This window comes from Paenibacillus provencensis, from assembly GCF_042678545.1.
Taxonomy (GTDB): domain Bacteria; phylum Bacillota; class Bacilli; order Paenibacillales; family Paenibacillaceae; genus Paenibacillus; species Paenibacillus provencensis.
Genome location: NZ_JBHTKX010000002.1, coordinates 453,099 through 479,031 on the forward strand (window position 1 = coordinate 453,099; position 25,933 = coordinate 479,031).

General features: G+C 40.3%; 26 protein-coding genes. 24 read left to right on the top strand and 2 right to left on the bottom strand.

What is annotated here, in order from left to right:
* From ACFQ3J_RS18225 to ACFQ3J_RS18305, 17 genes are all read left to right on the top strand, one after another.
* Complete coding sequence (locus tag ACFQ3J_RS18225; protein ID WP_091160769.1) at nt 1-723, top strand: response regulator transcription factor; 723 nt, start codon at nt 1-3, stop codon at nt 721-723.
* Nucleotides 724-1,417: 694 nt separating this feature from the next.
* Nucleotides 1,418-1,840, top strand: coding sequence for a hypothetical protein (locus ACFQ3J_RS18230; RefSeq protein WP_091160768.1), 423 nt, complete (start codon nt 1,418-1,420; stop codon nt 1,838-1,840).
* Nucleotides 1,841-2,051: 211 nt separating this feature from the next.
* Entirely contained in the window at nt 2,052-4,058 is a 2,007-nt protein-coding gene (locus ACFQ3J_RS18235; RefSeq protein ID WP_251582876.1) for a DEAD/DEAH box helicase, read from the top strand.
* A gap of 173 nt (nt 4,059-4,231) precedes the next feature.
* Nucleotides 4,232-5,185 carry a ComF family protein gene (locus ACFQ3J_RS18240; protein ID WP_251582875.1) on the top strand — a complete coding sequence of 318 codons (954 nt, stop codon included), beginning with the start codon at nt 4,232-4,234 and terminating at the stop codon, nt 5,183-5,185.
* A gap of 265 nt (nt 5,186-5,450) precedes the next feature.
* Entirely contained in the window at nt 5,451-5,858 is a 408-nt protein-coding gene (locus tag ACFQ3J_RS18245; RefSeq protein ID WP_091160763.1) for a TIGR03826 family flagellar region protein, read from the top strand.
* A gap of 131 nt (nt 5,859-5,989) precedes the next feature.
* A complete protein-coding gene (gene flgM / locus ACFQ3J_RS18250; RefSeq protein WP_251582874.1) occupies nt 5,990-6,274 on the top strand; it encodes a flagellar biosynthesis anti-sigma factor FlgM in 285 nt (94 codons plus the stop codon).
* A gap of 13 nt (nt 6,275-6,287) precedes the next feature.
* Complete coding sequence (locus tag ACFQ3J_RS18255; RefSeq protein ID WP_251582873.1) at nt 6,288-6,788, top strand: flagellar protein FlgN; 501 nt, start codon at nt 6,288-6,290, stop codon at nt 6,786-6,788.
* 15 nt (nt 6,789-6,803) lie between these two features.
* Nucleotides 6,804-8,363, top strand: coding sequence for a flagellar hook-associated protein FlgK (gene flgK, locus ACFQ3J_RS18260; protein WP_251582872.1), 1,560 nt, complete (start codon nt 6,804-6,806; stop codon nt 8,361-8,363).
* Nucleotides 8,364-8,387: 24 nt separating this feature from the next.
* Nucleotides 8,388-9,296, top strand: coding sequence for a flagellar hook-associated protein FlgL (gene flgL, locus ACFQ3J_RS18265; protein WP_251582871.1), 909 nt, complete (start codon nt 8,388-8,390; stop codon nt 9,294-9,296).
* Between the two features lie 196 nt (nt 9,297-9,492).
* Nucleotides 9,493-9,903 carry a flagellar assembly protein FliW gene (fliW, locus tag ACFQ3J_RS18270; protein WP_251582870.1) on the top strand — a complete coding sequence of 137 codons (411 nt, stop codon included), beginning with the start codon at nt 9,493-9,495 and terminating at the stop codon, nt 9,901-9,903.
* Complete coding sequence (csrA, locus tag ACFQ3J_RS18275; protein WP_251582869.1) at nt 9,903-10,130, top strand: carbon storage regulator CsrA; 228 nt, start codon at nt 9,903-9,905, stop codon at nt 10,128-10,130. Before fliW ends, csrA begins: the two co-directional genes overlap by 1 nt.
* 160 nt (nt 10,131-10,290) lie before the next feature.
* Complete coding sequence (locus tag ACFQ3J_RS18280; RefSeq protein ID WP_251582868.1) at nt 10,291-11,061, top strand: flagellin N-terminal helical domain-containing protein; 771 nt, start codon at nt 10,291-10,293, stop codon at nt 11,059-11,061.
* Nucleotides 11,062-11,211: 150 nt separating this feature from the next.
* Nucleotides 11,212-11,568 (top strand): flagellar protein FlaG, encoded by a 357-nt coding sequence (locus ACFQ3J_RS18285; protein WP_251582867.1) that lies wholly within the window; start codon nt 11,212-11,214, stop codon nt 11,566-11,568.
* Between the two features lie 15 nt (nt 11,569-11,583).
* Nucleotides 11,584-13,053: a flagellar filament capping protein FliD gene (fliD, locus tag ACFQ3J_RS18290; protein WP_251582866.1), complete on the top strand. Its 1,470-nt coding sequence runs from the start codon at nt 11,584-11,586 to the stop codon at nt 13,051-13,053.
* A 24-nt stretch (nt 13,054-13,077) separates the two neighbouring features.
* Entirely contained in the window at nt 13,078-13,470 is a 393-nt protein-coding gene (gene fliS / locus ACFQ3J_RS18295; protein WP_251582865.1) for a flagellar export chaperone FliS, read from the top strand.
* Nucleotides 13,467-13,808, top strand: coding sequence for a hypothetical protein (locus ACFQ3J_RS18300; RefSeq protein WP_251582864.1), 342 nt, complete (start codon nt 13,467-13,469; stop codon nt 13,806-13,808). The genes fliS and ACFQ3J_RS18300 overlap by 4 nt, the downstream gene beginning before the upstream one ends.
* Before the next feature lie 14 nt (nt 13,809-13,822).
* On the top strand, nt 13,823-15,802 hold the full coding sequence (locus ACFQ3J_RS18305) for a tetratricopeptide repeat-containing glycosyltransferase family 2 protein (protein ID WP_251582863.1): 1,980 nt from the start codon (nt 13,823-13,825) through the stop codon (nt 15,800-15,802).
* Nucleotides 15,803-15,848: 46 nt separating this feature from the next.
* Here the strand turns inward: ACFQ3J_RS18305 and tagD are convergent, their stop codons facing one another.
* Nucleotides 15,849-16,241: a glycerol-3-phosphate cytidylyltransferase gene (gene tagD, locus ACFQ3J_RS18310; RefSeq protein ID WP_251582862.1), complete on the bottom strand. Its 393-nt coding sequence runs from the start codon at nt 16,239-16,241 to the stop codon at nt 15,849-15,851.
* Between the two features lie 17 nt (nt 16,242-16,258).
* Nucleotides 16,259-17,752, bottom strand: a complete 1,494-nt coding sequence (locus ACFQ3J_RS18315; RefSeq protein WP_251582861.1) for a CDP-glycerol glycerophosphotransferase family protein — start codon at nt 17,750-17,752, stop codon at nt 16,259-16,261.
* Nucleotides 17,753-17,938: 186 nt separating this feature from the next.
* Here ACFQ3J_RS18315 and ACFQ3J_RS18320 point away from each other — a divergent pair, with 186 nt between their 5' ends.
* The 7 genes from ACFQ3J_RS18320 to ACFQ3J_RS18350 are packed head-to-tail and all read left to right on the top strand — an operon-like array spanning nt 17,939 to nt 25,833.
* Nucleotides 17,939-18,397 (top strand): hypothetical protein, encoded by a 459-nt coding sequence (locus tag ACFQ3J_RS18320; RefSeq protein WP_251582860.1) that lies wholly within the window; start codon nt 17,939-17,941, stop codon nt 18,395-18,397.
* Entirely contained in the window at nt 18,387-21,200 is a 2,814-nt protein-coding gene (locus ACFQ3J_RS18325) for a glycosyltransferase (protein ID WP_251582859.1), read from the top strand. The genes ACFQ3J_RS18320 and ACFQ3J_RS18325 overlap by 11 nt, the downstream gene beginning before the upstream one ends.
* Nucleotides 21,193-22,134: a hypothetical protein gene (locus ACFQ3J_RS18330; RefSeq protein ID WP_251582858.1), complete on the top strand. Its 942-nt coding sequence runs from the start codon at nt 21,193-21,195 to the stop codon at nt 22,132-22,134. Before ACFQ3J_RS18325 ends, ACFQ3J_RS18330 begins: the two co-directional genes overlap by 8 nt.
* 15 nt (nt 22,135-22,149) lie before the next feature.
* On the top strand, nt 22,150-22,749 hold the full coding sequence (locus ACFQ3J_RS18335) for an HAD-IB family phosphatase (RefSeq protein WP_251582857.1): 600 nt from the start codon (nt 22,150-22,152) through the stop codon (nt 22,747-22,749).
* Complete coding sequence (locus ACFQ3J_RS18340) at nt 22,725-23,375, top strand: NTP transferase domain-containing protein (protein WP_251582856.1); 651 nt, start codon at nt 22,725-22,727, stop codon at nt 23,373-23,375. The genes ACFQ3J_RS18335 and ACFQ3J_RS18340 overlap by 25 nt, the downstream gene beginning before the upstream one ends.
* Nucleotides 23,376-23,390: 15 nt before the next feature.
* On the top strand, nt 23,391-24,029 hold the full coding sequence (locus ACFQ3J_RS18345) for a class I SAM-dependent methyltransferase (protein WP_251582855.1): 639 nt from the start codon (nt 23,391-23,393) through the stop codon (nt 24,027-24,029).
* 34 nt (nt 24,030-24,063) lie between these two features.
* A complete protein-coding gene (locus ACFQ3J_RS18350) occupies nt 24,064-25,833 on the top strand; it encodes a glycosyltransferase (RefSeq protein ID WP_251582854.1) in 1,770 nt (589 codons plus the stop codon).
* The last annotated feature ends 100 nt before the right edge of the window (nt 25,834-25,933 follow it).

Consider the following 25,933-nt stretch of genomic DNA (forward strand, 5'->3'; position numbering starts at 1 on the left):
ATGGAAAACCAGAACATAATGAGGGGTAACATTAAGGTATTATTGGCTGATGATCATCAGCTGTTTCGTGAGGGTTTGAAACGAATCTTGAACATGGAGGACGATATCGAGGTTATCGGCGAATGCGGCGATGGTATTCAGGTATTGGAGTTCTGTAACCAGAGCAAGCCGGATATCGTTCTTATGGACATCAATATGCCTGTGGAGAACGGGGTTGAAGCGACGGAGAAGCTGAGAGAGCTGTTCCCGGACGTGAAGGTTATTATTTTGTCGATTCACGATGATGAGAGCTATGTATTTGAAACATTGCGCAAGGGCGCGAATGGTTATCTGCTGAAGGACATGGAGGCAGAGTCGCTTATTAACGCAATCCGTTCCGTGCATGAGGGATATGCCTTTATCCATCCAAAAGTAACAGGCAAGCTCATTTTGCAGCTGCGCCGGATGACATATTTAAATGAGACAGGCGCTATGAATGAAGGCGGCGTGAAGGAAGCTGGCGTCAAATTCGTTGCAGGCGATAACAATCCGTTGACCCGCCGTGAAGCAGAAGTGCTTCGTCTGATGGCGGAAGGCAAGAGCAATAAGATGATTGGTGAGTTCCTCTTTATCAGTGAGAAGACAGTGAAGAACCATGTCAGCAGTATTCTGCAAAAAATGGAAGTGGATGACCGTACGCAAGCCGTAATCAACTCCATTAAATATGGATGGGTTACGCTCTAAAGACGACATGAGTCTTCGGCATAAGGGAAGTCAGTATATGGCTTGCCCTGGGGGAACTGCTGAAGTAATACGTACAGTTAGTGGTCTCTGGTGCTACATAGAAAGCATGTGCGGGGGAACGTTTCATATGCTGTGTACTCATACAGCGTTGAAACGTGAGAAGATATAAGTTGATCTAAAGTTAAGGGCACTGACGTTGATTTGTCGTTTCTGACTCTGAATCGAATGATACGGCAAGGAACAAATTAGTTTTTACTTTAGTTCGTTTGTATAGTTATGGAATTTTTGAAAGCGCAAGAAAAAACAACATTTCTTTTCATAAAGATAGAATGTTACATTTCTATAGTATAGTAAAGAACTAAAGCACAGAACGAAGGATGCTTTAGTTCCATGTATGCTTGATAGAATGAGCTAGAGGACGCACATTATTGTTTTTATTCGATTTGTTCATATTGGCTCGCACCCAATAATAACGATTCTTCCTGCGGTTCATCTGTTCAGTATATCGTGTTAGTAAAAAATAAGTTCTATTCTATGTTCTGAAGATCCATTTGACTGTGTCACCGTCCCGGGTATCCGCATATATTGGCGGTATAAATAAGATCCGCCGGCTGGTCATTCACACGGCTGCTGTGAAATGAGTAGTTTTGCGGGCAATTGCATCCATGGATGCAATAGGGAGGTGTAGTCGTATTTGATCGAACATTTGATATGGATTGCGCTTGTCTATGGCTTAACAGCCTTATGCGTTCGGTATTTGTACGCACGTTCACAGACGAAGCAGCAGCCTGCCGCCATACCCGTTCACTATGTTCTCATCACATGTAACCATGGACTTCAGCTGGAGTGGATTATCCGTGGGTTGTCCATCGACGCTATGTTTCGAGGTACTATTCATAAAGTAACTGTGATGGATCTTGATTCCAAAGATGAAACTCTTTCGCTTCTATACCGGCTCGGGGGTATTGCAGGCTTGGATTTGAGTATTGTCGCAGCAAGCGAGGAGCCGATGAGCACCTTATCTGCATTACAGCCAGCAGTGTACGAAGACGTCAAGTTCATTGATCTTCGCAACGATGTAATTTTAACGGAATTTCCGTTCGTCACTAAACATTAATCTTATTATAAGACGAATATATCGTTAAAAAGTTGCGGTATTGTCATTAATATTGTAAATATAGGCACTCTTTGGTTTAATTTAACTGTAGAAGAAAAGTATGAAGCACATACTTCGGCAAATACGCCGGGTATGTGCTTTTTTTTGCGTTCATAGATGGAGGTTTGGCTGAAATTGGAAGGTTAAATACTGAGGAAAATGAGGGGATTAGATGAAAATCGGTCTATATGCGATCAGATCATGCACATCGTCTGGAGAATGCAGTGATTGGAGGATATATTTATCTCTTCACTTGAGTGTAGATTGGCTGTGGTGGAGAGAGCAGCTTCGTGAATTATCTTCAGCAGAAATATGGCAGGTAGTCTTGATATCAGAAGGTATGCCTTTATCCTGGGCGTATCGGGTGCAGAAGGGATTATTTATAGATGGGGCAAGGACATTGGGCTTTGGAGGATCAGGCAGAGCTGGAGTTGACTGGTGGGAAAGTATAAAGTTTTTGCTTGCCCCTTTGATCAGGGCAGAGCCTGGTGAGCAAGGAGAGAGGATGTTTCGAGCGTGTGTAGAGATAAGGGAGCTTCAGATTGGGCTTAGCGGGATGGAGGAATGGGGGGAGAGACAAAAGGCTAAGTCAGAGGATGAATTATTTAGGGAGGTTGCGATAACAGAGCATGTAGATCAGAGAAGAGCAGGTTGCATAGGGTTTAATTCGGAGGATGAGTTATATCTGCTGAGAGTGAGGGCAGAGAGAGCGGCACAGCAGCTGGCAGGAAGACAGCTGCTCATGCCGGAGGCCCAGGCACTGCTTGCCGAGACTGCTCCCGAGATAGGGAGCGAGTGGCAGGCTGCAGTGCAGCTGGCGTATTTGGCGGGGCGGGTGAAATACAGGCCCGCCCTTGCCCCGCCGCAGGCGGCGCGCTCTTCTCGATTCGACTGGCCTTGGGCCAGACGAGAGCAGCTGCGCTGCCGCCGATGCGGCAGCATGGCCGCACAGCAGAGTGCGTGTGCGGCCTGCGGATCTGCGGCGTGCGCCTATTGCGAGGCCTGCCTCGCGCTCGGGCGCAGCCGCTCTTGCGCGCTGCTGCTCGAAGGCGCAGCGCTTCCGGCCGTGCGGGGCACGGCCGGGGGTTCCCCCACCGATCTGGTGAGTCGGTGGGGGCTTAGCCCAGCGCAGAGCGCAGCCACAGGCGCGGCGCTGGCGTATTTGGCCCGGCGACGTGAGGACGCCCGGGCGAAGGGCCGGTTCTTGCTCTGGGCCGTGACCGGCGCAGGCAAGACCGAGATGACCTACCCGCTGCTGGATTACATCCTCGCGAGCGGCGGCAGCGTGCTCGTCGCCACACCGCGCCGCGATGTGGTGCTCGAGCTCGCACCGAGGGTGGCCCGCGCCTTCCCGAATACGGCGAGGGTCACCCTCTATGGCGGAAGCAGCGAACGCTGGCAGCGAGGGCAGCTGACCCTCGCTACGACCCATCAGCTGCTGCGCTTCCGTCACGCCTTTGACCTGGTCATCATCGACGAGCTCGATGCCTTCCCATATCACAATGACCCCATGCTAGGCTATGCCGCCGAAGCATGCTGCAAGCCGGGAGGCAGCTTCATCTATTTATCTGCCACCCCACCTGCACAGCTGCAGCGGGAAGCAGCCCGGGGCAAGCTCGCTCATGCCAGAGTGCCTGTTCGCTTCCATCGGCACCCGCTGCCTGTTCCGGTATATATGAAGCTTCCGTACGTAGCGCAGCAGCTGAAGCAGCGCAAGCTGCCACGCGAGCTTCAGCTGAGGCTTAAGCAATCCTTGGAGCGAGGAGCGCAAGTGTTTCTATTCGTTACTCGGATCGCACAGATCGAGTCCTTCGTTGCCCTTCTTCGAGCAGGCCTGCCAGGTATTCGTGTCGAAGGCACTTCTTCAGAAGACCCTTTACGGGGGGAGAAGGTAATATCTTTTCGCAATCGCGAGATTCGTTTGCTCGTAACAACAACCATCCTGGAACGCGGTGTGACCGTACCGAAGAGTGATGTATATATTTTAGATGCTAACACCAGGTTGTTCGATGATGCATCGCTCGTGCAGATGGCAGGTCGAGCAGGTAGATCCAAGGACGATCCTGCTGGAACCGTCATTTTCGGCGCTCCAGAAGTAAATCGTGCCCAGAAAGTCGCGGTCCACCAGATCAAACGCATGAATACCATCGCTCGCCGTAACGGTTATCTGGTAAAGTAAGCGCGCGCCGTGTCTCTTTGCATGCGGTGTTGTAGGGAGATGTCACAGGCACCGGATGCCAGAGGGGCTCCGTCGTCGAACGTTTCAGCAAGATTACATTCAGCTAAAAACAGTGAACCTTTACAGCCACATAACAACACCATGCTCATAGACCAATGAAATGAGGGAAGCCCATGAGAATGAACATTTTGAACCGCATATCTGCATTTATACATAGCTTGGCAGCTCCTTCAGGGAATACTTGTCTCGCCTGCGGCACACATGCTCCGCTCTCTAAGGAACTGCCCGGAATCTGCCATCGCTGCGTTCATTCTATTCCTTGGATTACTCAGATTCGCTGTGTAAAATGTGGACGGGCAATAGGCTGCCCGGACTGCTCAAGAGAAGATCATAACCGCCGCTCCTTTGAATGTAACCGAAGTGCTGTAGCATACGACGCGTTAATGAGAGAATGGCTGGCGGTATATAAGTATCGGGGGAAAGAAAGATTCGCTCCATTATTCGGGGCGATGCTCAATAAGGCGTACTTGGGAATGCAGAGAGAATATTCAGCAGCAATGTTTCAACACGACACCTGCAAGATGGGTAACCGTCTGAGCGTAAACCAATCTATTGATATCGAAGCCAAGGTTTCGGGAATTAACCCCCGTGAACTATCCGTAAACAAGTACAAACCAGATATCTGGCGAGCAGATGCGATAACCTATGTGCCTGTAAGCCATGAGCGACTGATGGAGCGAGGATTTAATCAGGCCGAACGGATGGCAGTCGAGCTATCGAGGTATCAGGGGCTGCCCGTAGTTCCTTTACTGCAAAGAACCAAGCACACAGAGAAGCAGAGCTTCAAGGGACGAAGAGAAAGGGAAGTCTCCATGCGACATGCTTTTAATCTGCGTCCGGACACAGATCAAATCTTCAGTGAACTAATCAATCACAAATTGAACAGCAATCTATATGGAGATAAGAACCACACTATTAACGATAAGATACAGATGAATATCCTATTGGTAGATGATGTTTACACGACAGGCAGCACTCTGGAAGCATGCTGTAAAGTGATTCAAGAGTGGGGAGCACACAGAGGAGTTCATATTTTAATGTATACCATTACGTGGGCTAGATCTTAAAAAGAAGAATATTTGGTAATCATCATTTCTAAGCTTATTTTCTGAATCCCGTTACCGATAAATAAGGTAGGGAGTAGTCAGAGAGACCGAGTTATACTTGTAGAAGTACAGAGAGAATGAGATTCAGGAAAGAATCGATTTTACACAATCATGCAATTGTTATATGTATGTAATGGAGTATTCCTATACAGATGACAAGCTATTTTAAGGTAGGTTATAATGACGGAAAGTAAATGGTTTTCATGCAGAAGGGGGCGTATAGAGGATGAATGTCGGTAACTGTCCTCGCTGCGGCAAGCTGTACGTGTTAAACATGTTGGAGGCTTGTCCTTCTTGTCTAAAAGAGGTTGAGCAGCAATATTATGAATGTGTGGAATATTTACGCAAAGAGAAGGGCGCGAACATACAACAGCTATCGGATGATACAGGTGTATCCATTAAACAGATAACGAAATTTATCAAAGAGGGACGCATATCGGTGAAGGATGCACCCAATTTGACCTATCCCTGCGAGGTGTGTGGTACTTTTATTCGAGAGGGCCATATGTGCGACGGCTGTCGTGCGCGCTTGACTAAGGAATTGGCCGGTGCAACCCAGGAGGTAAGTCAGGGGGAGGCATCTGGTTTAGGCTCTGGTGCCTACAATGCAATCGACAAATTTAAGCGTTCTTAGGAGGCATGGCTCAATTCTAGGGTGCTCTATAAACAATGTTTCAACCTCTACCGATAACTTTAGTAAAGATTATCGGTTTTTTATTTTAGGAGATTCTTGATCCTAAATTCTTATGAAAGCAGGTGTTCATTATGAAGATTAATGAATCCGGACGAATTGGAGCGATTAACTCTTATTCGAGAAATATAGAATCCGGTCAGCAGACCGAAAATAAGAAGAGCAAGCGTAAGGATGAGGTATCGATCTCGCCCGAAGCTATGGAAATGCTCAAGCAGCAGGAACAGGTAAATAACAGCGAACGTGCTCAGCGTATTCAGGAGCTGAAGCAGCAGGTCGCTTCAGGAACATATAAGGTAGACACGGAGAAGCTGGCAGAGCGATTGATGCCTTATTTCAAACCGGGCTCGGATAAATAGGAGAGACGAATCGATGTCCTTAAATCAACTCATTGTATCTATTGAGGAGCTTAATACTTGCCATGAGCAGCTGATTAAGCTAGGTGAAACCAAGAAGCAGACCATCATTAAGAATAAAGTAAACGAAATGATTGCTATAACAAATGCAGAATCCAAGTTAGTGAAAAGAATTGAGGAATTGGAGCTGGCACGTCAGGAAGCGGTTTACGGTGTTCTTCAAGAACGCGGGATCAAATCGCGTCTCAATCTGACGATGCCTGAACTGATTCGACTCATCTTCGATCAGGCAGATAAGCAGCGGCTGGAAAAGGCGCTTGGGCAGCTCTCAGACACTTTGGTAACGCTTAAACAGTTGAATGAGATTAATCAGCAATTGCTCAAGCAGTCGCTGTCATACATCGATTTTTATGTAGAGACACTATCCTATAGGCCTGAAACAGAAGTCACATATCAAAATCCAGCTGATAAACAGCATAATGCACAGAGCTCCGGGTTATTTGACACGAGAGCCTGATTCAAGGAGGTTCGTATGCCATCCACGTTTCATAGTATAGAAACAGCAAAACGTAGTCTGTTTACGCAGTCTGCTGCGCTAAATACCACAGGTCATAACATTTCCAATGCTAATACCGCCGGTTATTCCAGACAGGTTGTTCACATGACAGCTTCCAGCTCAATGGAGGCCGTTAGCTTGTATCGCAGCACAGCGCCTGGACAACTCGGTACAGGTGTGGAATTTAATGCAATCACACGAGTTCGCCAGACGTTTCTCGATGATCAGTATCGCAATGAAAATACTGGTCTTGGAGGCTGGAACGTTCGCTTCGATACACTCGATAAGCTAGAGACGATCATTAATGAGCCATCGGATACCGGAATTCGGACGGTGATGGATAATTTCTGGAATGCTTGGTCAGATTTGAGCCAGGATCCTCAGGACATTACAAACCGCAAAATTGTGAAAGAGACGACACTTGCTCTGACCGATGCGCTTAATCAGACAAGCCGTCAGCTTGATGCTCTAACTCGTGATCTCACGAGCAATGTTGAACTGAAGGCAGGAGAAATCAACTCCTTGCTGCAAACAGTGGCGAGCCTCAATCAGAATATCTCCAGAGTCGAAGGCTTGGGAGATAATGCGAATGATTTAAGAGACAAGCGTGACTATGCCATCGATCAATTATCAAAGATTGCGAATGTTCAAGTTACAGAACTGGATACGGGGTATCAGGTTACTCTCGGAGGACAGCAGGTTGTGACGGGAAATGCAGCTACTGAAGTAACTCCAGATATGCTGGAAACGGCATATGCTTCAGGCACACTGACAGGTGGAGAAGTGTATGGGATGATCTTTTCCCGCGATGTCTATGCAGCGGACTATAAACAGCAGCTCGATCAGCTTGCAAATACACTTGCCAATGGCAACATTGAGGTGTCACTTCCTGCAGGAACCGTTCTTCCCGAAGGCACTGTACTGAACGGAGTCACATATTCGGATGCTAATGGCAACCGTACGTTGACTGATAATTTGACAGTAACTGTACAGGGAATTAACGGACTGCACCAGCTCGGATATACCGTAAACGGTACAACGCCTGAAGCAGGAGGCGCATTCTTCACTTCAACGGATGGTGGTGCCATTACTGCTGGTAATATTACACTAAATCCGGAAATCCAGAATGATCCGAACAAGATTGCAACGTCTATGAGAACGGATGGAACAGGAGCAGGGGAAGCTGTAGTCAAAGGGAATAACTCCCTTGCGCTCATGATGGCAGGACTTAAGGACACCAAGTTTGATTTTGGAACTGCACTGTCCAAGCCAGGCACGGTAGATGATTTCTTCAGCTCTATTGTTGGACAGCTTGGGATTGAAGCCCAAGAAGCCAAACGCCAAACGGAGAATGCAAGTCTGTTGACTCAGCAAGTGGATATCAATCGTCAATCTGTAAGCGGCGTCTCACTGGATGAGGAAATGTCCAATATGATCAAGTTCCAGCATGCTTATAGTGCTGCATCTCGTTTCATGACGACCTTTGACCAATTATTAGACAAGCTGATTAACAGCACCGGCACTGTCGGACGTTAAACCTAAGAAGTAGGAGGCATACATATGTCGATCCGAGTAACATCTAGCATGATGAATACGCAAATGCTTAGTAATATTAATAGAAATCTCAATAAAATGAGTAATTTGGAGAATCAGATTTCCACAGGACGTAAGATCAATAAACCTTCCGATGATCCGGTTGGTGTTACCTATGCTCTCCGCTATCGTGCTGAGATTGCTTCCAACGAGCAGTATCAAAGCAATGTTGATTCCGCGATCAGCTGGCTGGATACAACCGATGCAACGATGCAGCAAGCAACAGATATCGTGACAAGGATTAAGGAGATTGCTGTCCAAGGTTCGAGTGAGACGGTGCCCCAATCCGGACTGGATGCGATAAAAGAAGAAATGGAAGAGCTTCAGAAGCAGCTTGTGAATATAGGCAATACACAAATTCGCGGCAAGTATATCTTCAATGGCCAGAAGTATGATCAGGCCCCCTATGAGCTGACAGGCGGGGCGACTAGCTATGCTGGTCTTGATCCTGATAAAGCTGCAGTTAATTTCGGTATAAGCCAGCAAGTAAATATGCAAATCAACACCTCAGGCAGTGACTTCTTCGGGGCAAGCACCGAGGATGATAACCTGTTTAAAGTTACAGATAACCTGATTGCAGCTCTCGGCAGTGGGGACTACAGTGGAATCCAGGGTGAGCTTACTAAGCTTGAGGATAGAAATACGAAGATGCAGGCTGCACTCTCCGAGGTAGGTGCACGGACGAATCGGGTTGAGCTCATGCAGAGCCGGCTTGAAGATCAAAATCTTAATCTAACAACCTTACAGTCGAAGACGGAAGATGCAGATATCGCAAGTCTTATGATTCAAGCCACTTCAGCAAGTACGATCTATGAAGCAGCATTACAAGCTTCAGCCAAGATTTTAACACCCACATTGATGGACTTTATGAGATAAGATCTATAAGAATGCGTATGAAATTACGATTTTTCCGATTATAAAAAATGAAAAGAGCTAAGGACTATTAGTCTTTAGCTCTTTTCAATATTAGCGTAATAGAAGAGTGAATAGATATCTTATGTATACTAAGGTACTATTGTTTTATGATGTCGATGAGTTCATTATACAGACAGAAGAATAAGGAGATTAATTTATGAATAGATCCGAAATAGTAAGCTTTTTAAAAGGTCTGCCAGGATTTGAAGAGTTAAAGAAGTTTGTTCTTGAAGAGCACAACGAAGTGTTTAGCTATTTGAAATCTACAGAGCGGGAAGAAGTATCTTTTGTTGTCGTTGACCCTTTTCCATTCTTTCCGGATTACGAGTTTCAAGCGACTGAGGAGGCCCTCGAGGAGATTGAGTTCGTAGACGGTGAAAATCTGGAAATTAAATGCATTGTTACTCTTCATAGCAATGTCCAAAAGACAACAGCCAATTTACTTGCTCCGTTGATTATTAATGCTAATAAGAAGCAAGGGAAACAAATTGTGCTTCATGACAATGGGTATACAGCAAAGCATCTGCTATGGCCTGATGTAATCCATACTGAAGGAGGCGATCGCTGATGTTGGTCCTAACAAGAAAAAAAGGCGAATCTATCATCATAGGTGAAGATATTGAAATTACTTTGTTGGCTGTAGATTCTGAAACCGTGAAGATTGGTATTAAGGCTCCTAAGAATATAGATATCTACAGAAACGAAGTCTATCAAGAGATTAAGCTGAGCAATCAAGAAGCTGCAGTTAACATTAGTCAGCTCAATACTTTGCTTAGTTCTTTACCCCGAAAGTGAAATGATTTTCTTGGATAAAAATTGTTGAGAAAGTATAAACAATCCCTGAATCATGGTCGATATATATATTACGGCGATAATTCTTCAGGGCGGCCGACCTGTGAAGATACGCTATACCACAAGGATGTGGGAACATACCATTTCAGGGAGGAAATAAAAAATGATTATCAATCACAACGTACCAGCTTTGAACACACACCGTAACATGGGTCTGAATACAAACGCAACAAGCAAAAACATGGAGAAATTGTCTTCTGGTCTTCGTATCAACCGTGCCGCTGACGATGCAGCAGGTCTCTCCATTTCCGAATCCATGCGCGGACAAATCCGTGGTCTTGAGCAAGCTCAACGTAACGCTCAAGATGGGATCTCCTTCGTACAAACAGCTGAGGGTGCAATGAACGAAGTATCCTCCATGCTGACTCGTATGAAAGAACTGAATGTTCAAAAATCTAGCGGAACTTACAGCTCTAACGATAAAACTAATATCAATGCAGAGCTGGAAGAACTCGGTGAACAAATCGATAATATCATGTCTAAAACTACATTCAACGGTATCAGTATCACTAAAGGTGCTACAATTACTGTGAATGATAAAGCGACAGGTTCTATTACTATTGGCCAAATCACTACTACTGACTTTAATGGTTTGACTTCAACATCAACTCTTCAAAATATTGAAGATGCTATCAACAGCGTTTCTAGTGAGCGTGCGAAACTTGGTGCGGTTCAAAACCGTCTGGAGTACACTTCCAACAACCTTGGTACAACTGTAGAGAACCTGACTGCAGCTGAGTCCCGTATCCGTGATACTGACATGGCTAAAGAAATGGTTGCTTTGTCCAAGAACAACATCTTGCTGCAAGCTTCCCAATCCATGCTTGCTCAAGCGAACTCTGCACCTCAAGGTGTACTGTCTGTACTTCGTTAATCTTAATCATTCTCATAAAAAAAGAGGCCCATTTGGGTCTCTTTTTCTATTTTTATTCATTATGTTTTGGGATTAACCGATATATATAGTAACTATTATTCGAAGGAATTGAATTACTACTGATAATTTGACAATTAAGGAGGAGCTTTGGTGGATAATAGAATATCCAGTAATGGGCATAGTCTAAATTCAATTAAACCATCCGGTAATCAGAGTTCCAACCAAGAGGAAGCAACTAGAAGAGGAACACGTATAGGTCAAAGTATTAGCGAGCTGAGTAAAGAGCAGAAGATTGAGATTGAGCAGCTAGAAAAAGCGATTCGTGCGATTCAGGGACCAGAGAAGAAATTCGAGTTCTCGGTTCACAAAGAGACAAGCACGATCATGGTGAAGGTATTCGACAAATCAACAGGCGATTTAATTAGAGAAATACCTCGAGAAAAGTTGCTCGATATCGCTGCAAGGATGATAGATATTAACGGACTTCTTATTGATGAGAAGGCATAATAAAGGAGGATTATAATGAGGATTGGTGGACTTGCGTCGGGTTTAGATATTGATGCAATGGTTAAGCAACTGATGACAGCGGAGAAAGCTCCGTTGAATAAGCTGAACCAACAGAAGCAGCTTACAGAATGGAAGCGTGAGGGATATAGGCAAGTAAGTACGAATATCGTGAATTTCAATAATAAACTAACTAATACTTACAGTTTGAGTACAGCAATTGATTCAAAGACGGCTAATGTTACTGGAGCCAATATCTTAACTGCTAAAGCAACAGGTGCTGCTTCAAATTCTGTTTTAAATATTCAAGTTAATAGTTTGGCTACTGCATCATCAGTTGTATCCTCCGGAGGAACAATGGGAGCGAAACCATCTTCGACTAAAATTGCAGATATTAACTCAGGTGCGACCTCAATTAATATTAATAATGTTGATATTGCAATTAGCGAATCTGAAACAATTGACTCATTAATTACTAAAATCAATAGTAATAAAAACATGGGGGTAACTGCTGTTTATGATCCTGCGACAGGGAGTATGTCCTTAACAAGTAAAGAGACAGGTCAAAAGGATATTAAATTAAGTGGAGGTCTGCTGACAGATAGCTTTGGTTTACAAGAAGCTAATGTGAAAGAGGGAACGAATGCATTAGTTACAATAAACGGTATTACAACTACACAAACTTCAAACAAATTCACAGTGAATGGTGTAGAGATATCATTAAATGGAACAACACCTACGGGGCAGTCCACACAGATTGAGATTGTACAGGATACAGACAAGATTGTCGAAACTATCAAGTCCTTTGTAGACTCATATAACGAAACTTTGTCACTTCTGAACCAGAAGGTGGGAGAAGAAAGGTATAGAACCTATCTTCCTTTGACAAGTGAACAAAAAGAAGCCATGTCAGAGGATGAAATTAAGCTCTGGGAAGAAAAAGCAAAAAGCGGTATGCTGAAAAGCGACTCCATTCTTACTAAAGCCGTGAGTGATATGAGAACGGCCATTATTAGTGATGTAGTCATGGCCGATGGTACTAAAGTCAACCTTACACAATTCGGTATTACAACGGGTTCCTATAGTGAAAAAGGAAAGCTTTATATTGATGAAGAAAAGCTAAGAGCAGCTATTACGGAGAATCCCGATCAAATAGGTGCTTTGTTCGGCCAGACTGCCTCCAACTCCGCTACAGGCAGCACTGCAACCGATGGTATATTTACGAAGCTAAAGAAAATTAATGGGACAACATTACAGAGCTTATCTGATCGTGCAGGTACTTCCCGATATAGCAGTGATTTAACGACAGCCTTTCTACCTCAAAGTGAAATGGGTAACCAGCTCTCTGAAATTGAGAAACGGATTACTGATATGAATCGAAGGCTTTCGATGATAGAGAATCGTTATTATAGACAGTTTACAGCGATGGAAACAGCAATGAATAAGTATAATAGTACCTCTTCCAGCTTGGCTAGTATGTTATCATAACAAGATTTAAAGGAGTGTTCTCAATTGATAACCTCACCTTATCAAAAATATCAACAAACGCAATTTCAAACGGCTTCTCCAGTTCAGCTTTTGTTTATGCTGTATGACGGTGCCATCAAGTTTACGAAAATAGGGATAAACGGGATTGAAACTAAAGATTATGAAAAGGCCAATGTTTATCTATGCAAGTCTCAAGCGGTCATACATGAATTGATTGCTGCTTTGAATCATGATTACCCGATCTCAAAGAATCTGCTGCAGATCTATGAATATATGCTCCATAGACTTATCGTTTCAAACATGAAAAAAGAGAAAGCTCCGGCAGAAGAAGTTCTTAATCATCTTACTGAGCTGCGGGAAGCATGGGATACAGCGAGTAAGTCGCTTGCTGCACCGTCATTAGAGAAATTAAAATGACCCAATTTAATGCTTGTTTAGATCAGTTGGAGACACAGGCAGCATCAATTGTTAACAGGCTGGAGCAGATTACATTTGAGGAACTGGAACGTTTTACCGAAGAACGAGAAGAGCTGGTTAACCTCATGCAAGTGCACTCAACTCAAATTAATACAGCGAGTAAGGATCGCATTAAGGTTTTGCTTGACTATGACACTGCTATCTTAGCAAAGATGAACCTGTTCAAATTAGAGGCAAGTGATTGGTTAAATCGAAAAGCAACCATTAAAGAACAGCGTACGGCGTACAATAATAATTATACTCCCGACAGCATGTTTTTCGATCATAAGATTAAATAAAGGGTTTGATAAATATGAAGCAGCTAAGTGTTTGCCTAATCGTTAAAGATGAGGAGAATTTACTGCCGCGTTGCTTAGAAAGTGTTCAAGGCTTGGCAGATGAAATTATTATTGTGGATACGGGATCATCGGATCGTACGAAGCAAATAGCCGCTCAGTATACAGATTTAATCTATGATTTTGAATGGAAAAATGATTTTGCAGCTGCCCGAAATGAATCACTTCGCCATGCCACTAGTAAATGGATATTGGTATTAGATGCGGATGAGTATCTTTCAATAGATGAGCATAGAGATTGGAAAGCCTTCCTGAATAACGAAAAAGTAGCCAGTCATCTGGCTTATACGCTTCCTGTTATCAATTTTACGGGAACGAAAGAATATGATGATGAAATTACAACTTCTCCAGTCACTAGGCTTTTTCCGAATCATAAAGGAATTTATTTTGAAAGACCAATCCATGAGCAGCTTACTAGAGGAGATAACAGAGAGATATTTCATAAGAAAATAAATCTCCATATCTTCCATACGGGTTATCAAACCAATCGTGTAGAAGAGAAGAATAAGCATGAACGCAATATGGCTATCTTCAATCAAATGAAAGATTCAGGACAGATGAGCCATTATGATTGGTTTACACTAGGGAATCAATATAGATATGCCAAAGAAGAAGAGCAAGCGCTGGAATGCTATGAAAAAGCTCTGGCCGGAAGTAACACTTCACTAGCCTGGTATTCGCACTGCTTAATTGGATTAATAACTCTCTATTATAAGCAGGATAAATTAGCTCAATCTTGGGATTTAACAGAATCGAAGCTGTCTCAGTATAAGGAATATGCAGAATACCATACAATTAAAGGCATTCATTATGAAACTCTTGGTTTTTTTGAAGAAGCTATTGCTAGTTATCTGGATGCCATAGCAGTCGGAGAAAGAAGAGCAAGTCAGAAGCAAGAAATCTGGCTGATCGATCCTATGTACAGCTTCGAGTCTCCTGTTCAACAGCTTATTGACATTTATTTTCGTCTAGGAGATAACCAAAAGGCGGTATACTGGCTATCTAAACTCTTAAGCAAAAACAATAAGAATCCTAAAGTATTGTTAAGAATGTTAGAATGGTTAGTTCATAATGAGCCTTCTGATTCCGTGATTCAGTTACTCCAACATTCCTATAATATGAAGGATCCACTGGACAGGGCGCTTGTTTTTAAAGTCGCTATAGCATTAGGTCATAAGGACATTGTAAATCATTTTTCGGCTGGAACTAAAGCAAAACAATACTCTGCTGCTGACAAGGCTCGTCTAGCATTAATGAATCAGGACCATGAAAGCTGGCTTCAATATACGAAGGAGTCTACACTTATCCAAGATGAATCCATACAACAGAACTGGGTCAATCTTGCACTTGGTTCGCTTATTTGGCAGGATGCTGGGCTTCTTCATCAGAATTCTGATCTTTTTAACGGACGAATTAGCTTAGTGGAACTCAGCTCCATTGTTGCAGAAATTGTGAACTTTGGAGGAGTTAAAAAACAAGTCAGCTTAGAAGAGTATGCAGACGAGCTATTTTTACTAGCTAAAAACTTGTTTTTGTTAAAGCAGTTTGATGTATTTGATCAGTTCATGAAGAAGGTTAGTAACCCGGAGCTGATCAATAAACTTGCCAATTATTTTTACAGTCTTAATCTTAAAGATATGGCGATGAATTATTATTCGATCTTGTTATCAAATAACAGGCTGGACCTAACAAGTTTACAAAACTTGGGGTATCACCATTCTAATTGTGGATATATAGAAGAGACAGTTGAGTTCATGCAGGCGGCTATACTGATGGAGCCGAAGGCACGGCATTTATATCGTACTCTCATAGCTCATGCTAAGGAAGATGACAAAGATCAGTTTATACAGTTATTTTATTTACATCACCCTCAATATAAGTCTATTCCTTTTCTGGATAACTTCTTTAAACAGGAGATCGATCTAATGAGATCATAAAAAACGGTTCTAATCTCTTCGGTGAGATTAGAACCGTTTTTTTATATCAGATAATATGCTGCAATTCTGTCTTAATAACCGTAGTAGAGATGTCAGGAGTCCTTTTTAAATATACAACCTCGCAGCAGGATTCTAATCCATCAAACTTTCCCTTCCAGTCATCACCCATTACAAACACGTTGATATTATTATTTTTAATGTCGTTCTCTTTTTGTTCCCAGTTATGTTCAGGGATAACCTCATCTACATATTTGATCGCTTCAAGCATCATTTTGCGCTTTTCATAGCTAAAGTAAGAAGCTTTTCCTTTAATACGATTGAAGTCATCCGTAGACAAAGCTACAGTCAGATGATCCCCCAATTCCTTTGCCCTCTGCAATAGCAGAATATGTCCGTAATGAAGAAGATCGAACGTTCCATACGTAATTACTTTCTTCATAAGCCCGCCTCCTATAATTATGAAGAGATTTCTGCTAGTCTGCTATTAATTAATTCTATTAGATCTGATTTTGAGGTTTGATTTAGTGCCTTGTGATAATACATACGAGAATTATTGTAATCACCAGTTATCTCGTATACATAACCGAGATTATAGAGTAGATCTTCATCCCACGGGAAATGCTGATGCCCTTTTAAGAAAGATTGAATGGCTTCCTCAGGGCTTCCATTCATAATATGAAGCATCCCGTTCATGGCGAAAATATCGGAATCGGCTGAGTTGGACTCCAAGTACTGCATAATTGCCTCATTTGCTTGAGCTAGCTGCTGGCTTTCAATCATTCCTTGGATGGCTTGTTTTACCTGCTGTTGCATTTGCTTATGCTGTTGAAATTTTTCTCTACGCTCATAGATTAATTCAATGTTTTGCTCAATATACTCGTCGATTAATTTCCAAATCCGTTTGGAGGATTGATTGTCCTGATAATGATGGCATAGATTACGAACAGTGCTTCTCTCCGTAGAATAATATAGCGGATCCGTAAAAGACTTTATGATGGCTTGTTCTAGCTCCTCCTCAGTAGCAATTTTTGGGCCTGGTGCCCAAAATTCATAGGGCTCGAACAACAGTCCTCGGCTCTCACGATATTGTTCCAGATCAGTGGGAATGAACAGGATTGGTCGGTCCAATAATAGATAATCGATATATACGGAGGAATAATCGGTAATAAGTATGTCCGCTGCTCCAAGCACATCGTATAGGTCAAGATGAGAGTCGGCAAGCATACGATCATTCAACACGTGAATATGCGGTGACTTGAAGTCTTCTAATTCTTGAGCGAAAAAACTCTCTTCAAACGGATGGAGCTTAACCACGAAGGAGAGATTGTTCTTTTCCAAAAATGATGAGAATCGTCGTTTGTCCAGCGATGATAATCCCAAAAGGTTACTAGAGCGTTTTTCTCCTTCAACCTTACCCGGATTCATAATGGATTGCCGAAAAGTAGGCATGAAGAATATGACCTTTCGCCCATTGGCATTAATACCAGGGAATAGAACATTAAGCTGATGTTGCGACTCTAAGGAGAATAGAGCATCATTACGGGGCATACCGGTTATTCTGTATTGAGAGATGTTCGCCCCGTTACAGGCATTCATGGCAGTATTATAAAGTGCGGAATAGGACATAATCATATCTTTCTTAACCCAGTGCTGTATGATGTGTTCGTCAGAAGCACTCTCCTGTTTGTCCATCTTCGCCATGCCTTTTAGTGGAAATCCATGCCACAGGTCTATGTTGACCTTGTCATAATCTGATACGTATTCACCGTGGGTTGTGATGTAAACATCACTTTCATCAATATTTCGGTTATATCGAAATTCTTTGGAGTTGAGAAGCTGGATATCGTATTTATATTTTAATTCTTCTGTAGCGGCATTATACAAGTAGTAATTATTAGATCCGGACGAAGATAAGTGAAACATTGTTATTTTAACCTTTGGTGATTTCATTAGTGGGCACCTTTCCTAATTATGAGTAGGTTATGTACTTTTTATCGGAATTATCTTAGAGGAAATAAAGAAATTTTAGTATTTGGGAAATAATACCTAGATTAAATACTCTAAAAGATCTCTCTTAATTATTCAGCATTACCGATACATAGTATAAGAAGAATTTCGATGAAGGGATATTAATATATGAATATGAGTATAAATTCAGCGAATGATATGGAGAGTCCTTCGGATCATAACTCGCATAAAGATATATATTTAAAGTTTCTCCTTCGAAGAGTAGAGCACCAAATTGATATCAAAGAAAGTCTAAGTCAACTAGTTAAATTAATTCAGAATGGATTAAGTGTAAATGTTCTATTTGTAGTAACGAGAAATGATATTTATTATAAATTAGATTTACTAAACTCAATTGCAATATATTGTTTTGAGATTGAGTATTTTGATCATATTATTCCTTTATTGAGGGAAGCCCTCTCTTATGAACCCTCAGATCATGATACCCTCTACAATTTATCTTATGTACTCGCCAGCTTTGGTATATATGATGAGGCCTTAGCATGTCTTCTTCATATCAAAGATCCGAAGCAACCAGTTATTGAACTGATGGACTATCTGAAAGGAAAAATCGATCATGAAAAGTGATATTACATTGGATTCGAACAAGATTTGCTTTATAACTTGTGTAAATGACGAAGTTTTATATAGTGAAAGTCTCAAGTATATTGATGCATTAGATATTCCACATTCTGTAGTTATAGAGAAGATTGCCATAAGAAATGCGGATAACATGTTGGTTGGATATAACCAAGCAATGAAAGAAACGAATGCAAAATTCAAAGTATATCTGCATCAAGACACATTCATCGTAAATAAATCCTTTATTACAGAGGTTATGAGTGTTTTTGGCAAAAACGAAGATTTAGGACTTATTGGTATGATTGGAGCGAAAAAAATACCTGTAAGTTGTAAGTGGTGGGAAGGAAAAGATAAGTATGGAAAAGTAATCGAAAATAGCCTTGATGGAACTATAAGGAAACTAGAGTACTCCGAGATACTTACCGATTATGAAGAAGTCCAAGCAGTTGACGGATTTTTAATGGTTACACAATATGATATTCTTTGGAGAGAGGATCTACTTGACGGTTGGCATTTTTATGATGTTTCCCAATCTCTAGAATTTCTTCACTCAAGATATAAAGTTGGTGTTATTAACCAGATAGACAGACCTTGGTGTGTTCATGATAGTGGAGCATTAAATCTAACTGGATATGAGGAGCAAAGAAATAATTTCACTAGTTACTATTCTAAGCAGATATTTCCGTTAGTCAGTATTTTGATCCCTACTTATAATAGACCAAAGTATTTTATAGATGCATTAGAAAGTGCATTAGGTCAGACATATAAAAATATTGAAATCATAGTATGTGATGATAGTACTAATGAAGAGACCCTTGAAGCAATCGGGCCTTATATAGAGGAATACAGTAGTATTATTAAATATTATAAAAACAATGAAAATCTTGGTCAATTCGACAATGACTTAAAGTGCTTGGACCTTGCTGACGGTGAATATATTAATTTTTTGATGGACGATGATTTGTACCATCCATCCAAAATCGAAAAAATGATGAAATATTATCTGGAAGATACGAATAATGAAATTAAACTTGTAACTTCACACCGACAATTAATTAATGAAAAAGGGGTTTTCTTAGAAGATTGGAATAGCACCAAGAGATTATTTAATGAAGATACCATTGTTGACGGTATAGCTTTTGGGGAATTCTTATTAAAGAATACAATGAATGCTATTGGAGAGCCCACAACAGTTTTGTTTAAGAAAAAAGATCTTATAGAACCCTTTGGCCGATTCTACGGAAGGAAATTTAAATGCAACGTAGACTTAGCGACTTGGTTCAACTTGATGTGTAAGGGAAAGGCAGTTTATATTGCAGAAACATTGAGTTACTTTAGGATTCATGAATCCCAGCAGCTTAAAAGTCCAAATATGCTTATTCACGGTGCAATTGATTATGTATATTTAATATTGAAATCTATTTATAAAGGATTCTTTAGTAGTGAGGAAAAATATCTAGTCTCATTGAAAAATGTCCTCTCATATGTGCAAAATATTCTACAAAAAAATAATGATGAACTTTGGGAAAGCGAAGAGTACAAGGAACTGCTCTATTTTATAAATCTGCTTGAATCTAAGATTTCATCATTAGTTGAAAAAGAAAAATCACATGAATTAATTCCTGAAAATTCATATGGTAAAAGAAATGCCGATTTTACTAACTATTATTCCAAAATAAGAGATGAAAAATTAATGGAAAGGAAATATCATGCTCTTTTAGAGCTAGTTTCAGGATTAACGTTTTCCTCACTGTACAGTGAAACAATTACTAAAGCATTAGTAAAGTCCGCTTTAAAAGATGATGAATTCAAAATCTTTAATCACCTTTCATTAGAAAATATAAAAAAACTGACTCAAAATTATGAGGATATTTATATTATTGGTCATTGGGGTAATTTAATTAAGGGAAATATGGAGTCTTCATCAACTGTTATAACTCCAAACAAAGAAGGAAGATTTCATCCAAATCAGCTAGCAGAATTGCCTGTGACTAATGCTTTATTAACAACCAACATCCATTTCGCCAATCTTTTGTTGATGGATAAGAGTACACTTAAAGACATTTCGCATCAAATCACAAAATCGATAATTTTACCCTTTCATATCCCTACCAATAAATATGCTGTGACTTGGAGTGAAGAGTTTGGTCATTATTACAGTCAAGATGATCAATACATTCGATGGCATGGATCTAACGATAAAAAAGGATTTATCGAAATCATTAACAATACTGATGAAGAAGCTACGGTTAATATACGATTTAAGAGTAGTACTTTACTTGATAAAGCTAGTTTGGTGATTTTTTGCGAAAGCTTCATTGAGAATTTTCAAATAGATACTGAATTCAAACACATTGATATTAATTTTTTAGTGGAGCCAGGAATCAATCGGATTGATTTTACCTTTGAGGGTCAGGGTCGAGTTCTAAGCAACAGGAGATTGTATAATTTTAGTATACAAAATCTAGAGATTATCCTTAATGGAGAAGTATTACTCCAAAAAGAGGAAGCTTATTCTCTAAAGAGTATAGAGTTTGATGATTATTATATAAGTGATCAAAAAGTAAGAAAAACACTTCACTCAAATGGATTCTTTGAGGTTGAATCTTTTGCATTCATGAATAACGGGATGTTTAAAAAATCAATAGGAACCTCAACATTTTCATTACCTAATACTTTTACAGAGATAGATGATATCAATAAAAGCTACAATGAACTGCTACATCAAGGCACTTACTCCACTCTAGTTATATACCGTGCCAACCGTTATTCCACTTTTATTAGAGAGGAGAGTAGTTGTGATGGATGACAGAATTTATTTGTTCTTTGGTTATAGCTCGGAGTATGTTTTAAATCCTTTATATACAGAAATGTGTAAAATGGGCTATCGGTGTGTAGAGATAGAGATGTCTTCGCATAAAGACATCCGTTCAACTGTAAAAAGTATTAAGGGACAAGAAATTGTATTAATAACTTCAGCGCATTTATTCTACGATGCTCATAACTTTGAAAAAACTTTTAATTATCGTCATTCTGAATGGACTCATTGTCTAGAATTAATAGAGTTTTTGAATCCGATAAAAAAAGTATACTATCCTCATGATCTCACAAGTCCTTTAACAGAATGGGATGTTGATTATATATCATTATTTGACTTGTTTTTGTCCCCATTACCATATCTTGATCATTTTAATCGGTATCTAAGGACAGTAGAAGTAGGGTGGATTAAAAAGAGGAGCTTATCAGTTAATACAGGTAATAAGAATCAGTTAACTCACTTATTCTCAAATATCAACTTTTTTGAAAGGATGGATTTTAAAGATTTTTATAAGTATTGGGCTCCGTTGTATGATCTGGGAGTTGGAGTAAAACTTCCGAAGTGGCAATCGAGTAATGTATTGGAACAAAAACTCCATTCATGTGGAGTAAGAATAGTCCCATCATCAAGCAATATATTTGAGATTATTGAAAATAGTAGTGTAGTTGTAACAAATGGAACGTCCTCAGTTAACATTGAGGCAGCTCTATGTGGAAAACATGTAGTTAACATTTGGGATGGTGTAAGCTCACTTCAAGAACATAGAAAATCATTTAATGGGTTGCCTCAAATCAAAATCCTCCCTTTTCTTGATGCAGTAAGCTATATAAGAGAAATAAAGAATGCTCAAGAAGAATTAGATAAATTTGAAGATATTTTAAAGCCATTTGATTTCATCAATGCAGTTGCTCAAATTGTTAGATAGAGGTGCAATATTCTAATGCATAATTCAAAATATAACTTTTTATTTGATCTAGATGGGACTATAACTAAAGAAGAGATACTTCCGGTAATAGCCAGAGAAGTAGGGCTTAGTAAGGAAATTTCAGAGTTGACTGAGAAAACGATAAAGGGGCTTATTCCGTTTCAACAAAGTTTTTTATACCGAGTTGAATTATTAAAACATGTACCAGTTTCCCAGGTGAGGGATATCGTTTCAAGAGTTGCATTGAATCAGCATGTTGTAGATTTTATTAGAGATAATGATGATAAATGCAGTATTGTAACAGGAAATCTTGATGTTTGGGTATCAGAATTATGTAAAAATATTGGCGTTAAATATTACTCTTCAAAGGCTTTTGTACAGAACGATTACATATGTACAGTTACCAAAGTATTGAAGAAAGCCGATGTTATGAATTGCATTAACGGGCGGGTAGTTGCTATAGGAGAAGGTAATAATGATGCTGATATGATAAAAAATGCTGAAATAGGTATAGCTTTCGGGGGAGTGCATATGCCAGCAGATTCCGTCTTGGAATATGCAACACATGCTATTTTTAAGGAGGAAAGTTTGTGTCAATTTCTAAGACAGTTGTAATCAATAGTGCTGGAGTAGGTTCTAGACTTGGTATGGGTACAACTAAGTCATTGATTGAAATAATGGGAAAGCCCTTGATTGAATGGCAACTACAAATGTTGTCTGATATCCAAGATATTAGAGTTGTGGTTGGATTTCAAGCAAAATACGTAATTGAAACTGTTTGTCGACTAAGAAAAGATGTGACTTTTGTTTTTAATCATGATTATCTATCGACTAAAACAGGAACAAGCTTAGCTCTAGGCTCCAGATATACACAGAACATGATTTTATCATTAGACGGGGATCTATTAATACATCCAGATGATTTAAAAATGATATTACAATCAGAAGACGAGTGCATTGGTTACTGTGAAAAGAATACGGAAGATCCAGTACTTGTAACAATAGAGAAAGATGAGAGCGAAAAAGAATGGGCAACTAGCTTTTCAAGGACAAGTGGGAATTTCGAGTGGACTGGTTTAGTTCAAACTTTCCCCGAATCAATCAAAAAACTTGAGGGACACGTCTATCAAATAATAGAGGGGAATCTGCCTTATAAAGCTATTAAGGTCAGATGTCAAGAGATAGACACACCTTCAGATTATGATTTGGCTATTGATTGGATAAAAAACAATCTAATTTAAGTGAGGTAAATATACATGTTGGATAAAGATAAAGTTAATAGCTTTTGGAATAGAAGAGCAGAAGTAAATGATCCTGTAGTTGCAACACATTTAAAGCATGATGATGCAGTAGAGTACGATGAAAACTTAGTAAGAAAGTATATAAAATCTAACAATGTTAAAGTCTTAGATCTAGGTTGCGGAACCGGCAGGACCACAAATAGAATTGAAAAGTATGTTGGTAGTATAAGAGCTGTTGATAAGCAACAAAAATTTCTTGATCACTGTATTAAGTCAAAAAAGGTAGAACTGGTTTGTGCTGACGTTGAGACTTATTTGGATGAAACTAAATACGATATAATCTTGTTATTTGGTGTTATGAACTATCTTAGCTTAGAAGAGGCGAATAATGTATATAAAAATTGTAAAAAAATGTTGGGGGATGGTGGTGTCTTACTAGTCAAACATGCTTGTGGAGTTAAAGAAAATGTTTATGTAGATCATTACTCTGAGGCAATAGCAGATAATTATTGTGCTGAATATAGATATGTAGAGCTAGAGAAGAATCTTTTAGAAAATGAAGGGTTTAATGTTGAAATATTGGATATATATCCTGACCATCTTAATCCTTGGAGCAATACTCATTTTTATGCGTTTATCTGCACCAGTAAATAGCAGAACTATAATAATCGGATAGAGGTGCAGTGTCATGCAACAAAAATACTCAATTTCAAGCAAAACCAGCATCGTTATCCTCACCTACAACAAACTAGATTACACCCAAGCCTGTATCGAGAGTATCCGCAAGTATACGAAAAAGGGTATATATCAACTTATTGTTGTAGACAACCTATCGACTGACGGTACTAGGGAATGGCTTGCAGAACAAACAGATATTCTTACCATATTCAACAATGAAAACGTCGGATTCCCCAAAGGGTGCAATCAGGGAATTGAGGTAGCAACCGGCGACGATATTCTACTTCTTAATAATGATGTTCTGGTAACCGAGAATTGGCTGGAGTTAATGAAAGACTGCCTGTACAGTTCAGAGAAAATTGGTGCGGTTGGTCCCGTAACCAACAGTGCTTATGGGGATCAGGAGATTCCCTTTTCTTATTCGACGCTAGACGAAATGTGGAGCTTTTCTAATAACTACAATCTCACTACGATGCCAGACTGGGAGCAGAAACTCAAATTGATCGGTTTTTGTATGCTCATCAAAAGGGAAGTTATAGATCAAGTTGGTCTTCTCGATGAAATGTTTAGTCCAGGTATGTGTGAAGACAGTGACTATTCCTTCCGAATTATAAAGGCAGGATATCAATTATTCCTTTGTAGGAATGTGTTTATTCATCATTTTGGGTCGACTTCTTTTGGTGACATGCCTGAAAAACGCCAGCAGCTTTGGAATCATAATCGAGAGAAATTTGAGGAAAAATGGGGTTTCCATACTGCTCAACACACTCAGGCTCGAGAAGACTTAGTTGGACAAATAGATGAGCGTGATTCTCAAAAGAACATACGCGTTCTAGATATCGGATGTGCATGTGGTGCATCTCTATTAAAAATTATGCATCACTACCCTAACGCTGAAGTATACGGTGTTGAAAAAAATGCGGAGGCAGCTTCTATTGCTAGCGCTTTTGGGCAGATCACAGTTGGTGACGCTGAAGAAATCACATATCCTGCAGAGTATTTTGACTATATATTGTTAGGTGATGTGCTTCATCAGCTGATTGACCCATTGAATTTACTGATCAAGCTAAAAGAAGCCCTTAAGCAAGAGGGAGCTTTAATAGCGAGTGTTCCAAACGCATCCCATTATAGTGTAATCTACTCACTATTAAAAAACAGGTCTCTATATAATTCAGGGAATAAGGAAATCTCGCATTTATTTACTATACAAGATATTCAACTTCTCTTTGAAGAATCAGGCTATGGGAAACTCGATATAAATCTTGTTAGTAGTCACATGTCTGATGTTGAAAGTCAGTTTGTGGCCCAATTAATCACAATAGCAGGCTTGAAAGATGCGAGTCATCTTGCTGCAGATAAATATATGATTAGAGCAGAGCGAAGGGATGCTCTCTCACCAAATGTTGACTTGACTAGCTTGTTGATTCAGATCAGTCAAGGTGAAACAGAGGCACCTGTACTGCTAATTATTGAGAAACTAGTGGATCAATCCATAGGTACAGATGTACTTATTGAATCGGTGTCAAGTATGGACGTGGATAAGCAGCGTCTTTTAAATGTTCTAGTAAATCATTTCTACACTCATGGACGGTTCAATGATATCATTCCTCTTCTTAACGCATCCCTTGAGATAGATAACAAGCATCATGATACATTATTTAATTATGCATTTATCCTCTATCAGGTTGGGGCGAACGCTGATGCTATTCGGTACCTAGAGTTTATGGATGAGAAGGATGATCAAGCCGCACGGCTGTATCAAGTGCTGATAGAATCATAGAAAAGGCTAGGAGATATCTCGACATTGCTGAATCAAAGACGAGCCACCCTGAATTACTGGATTGGATCAGACTATCCAAAAATGATGTTGAATAGAGGTC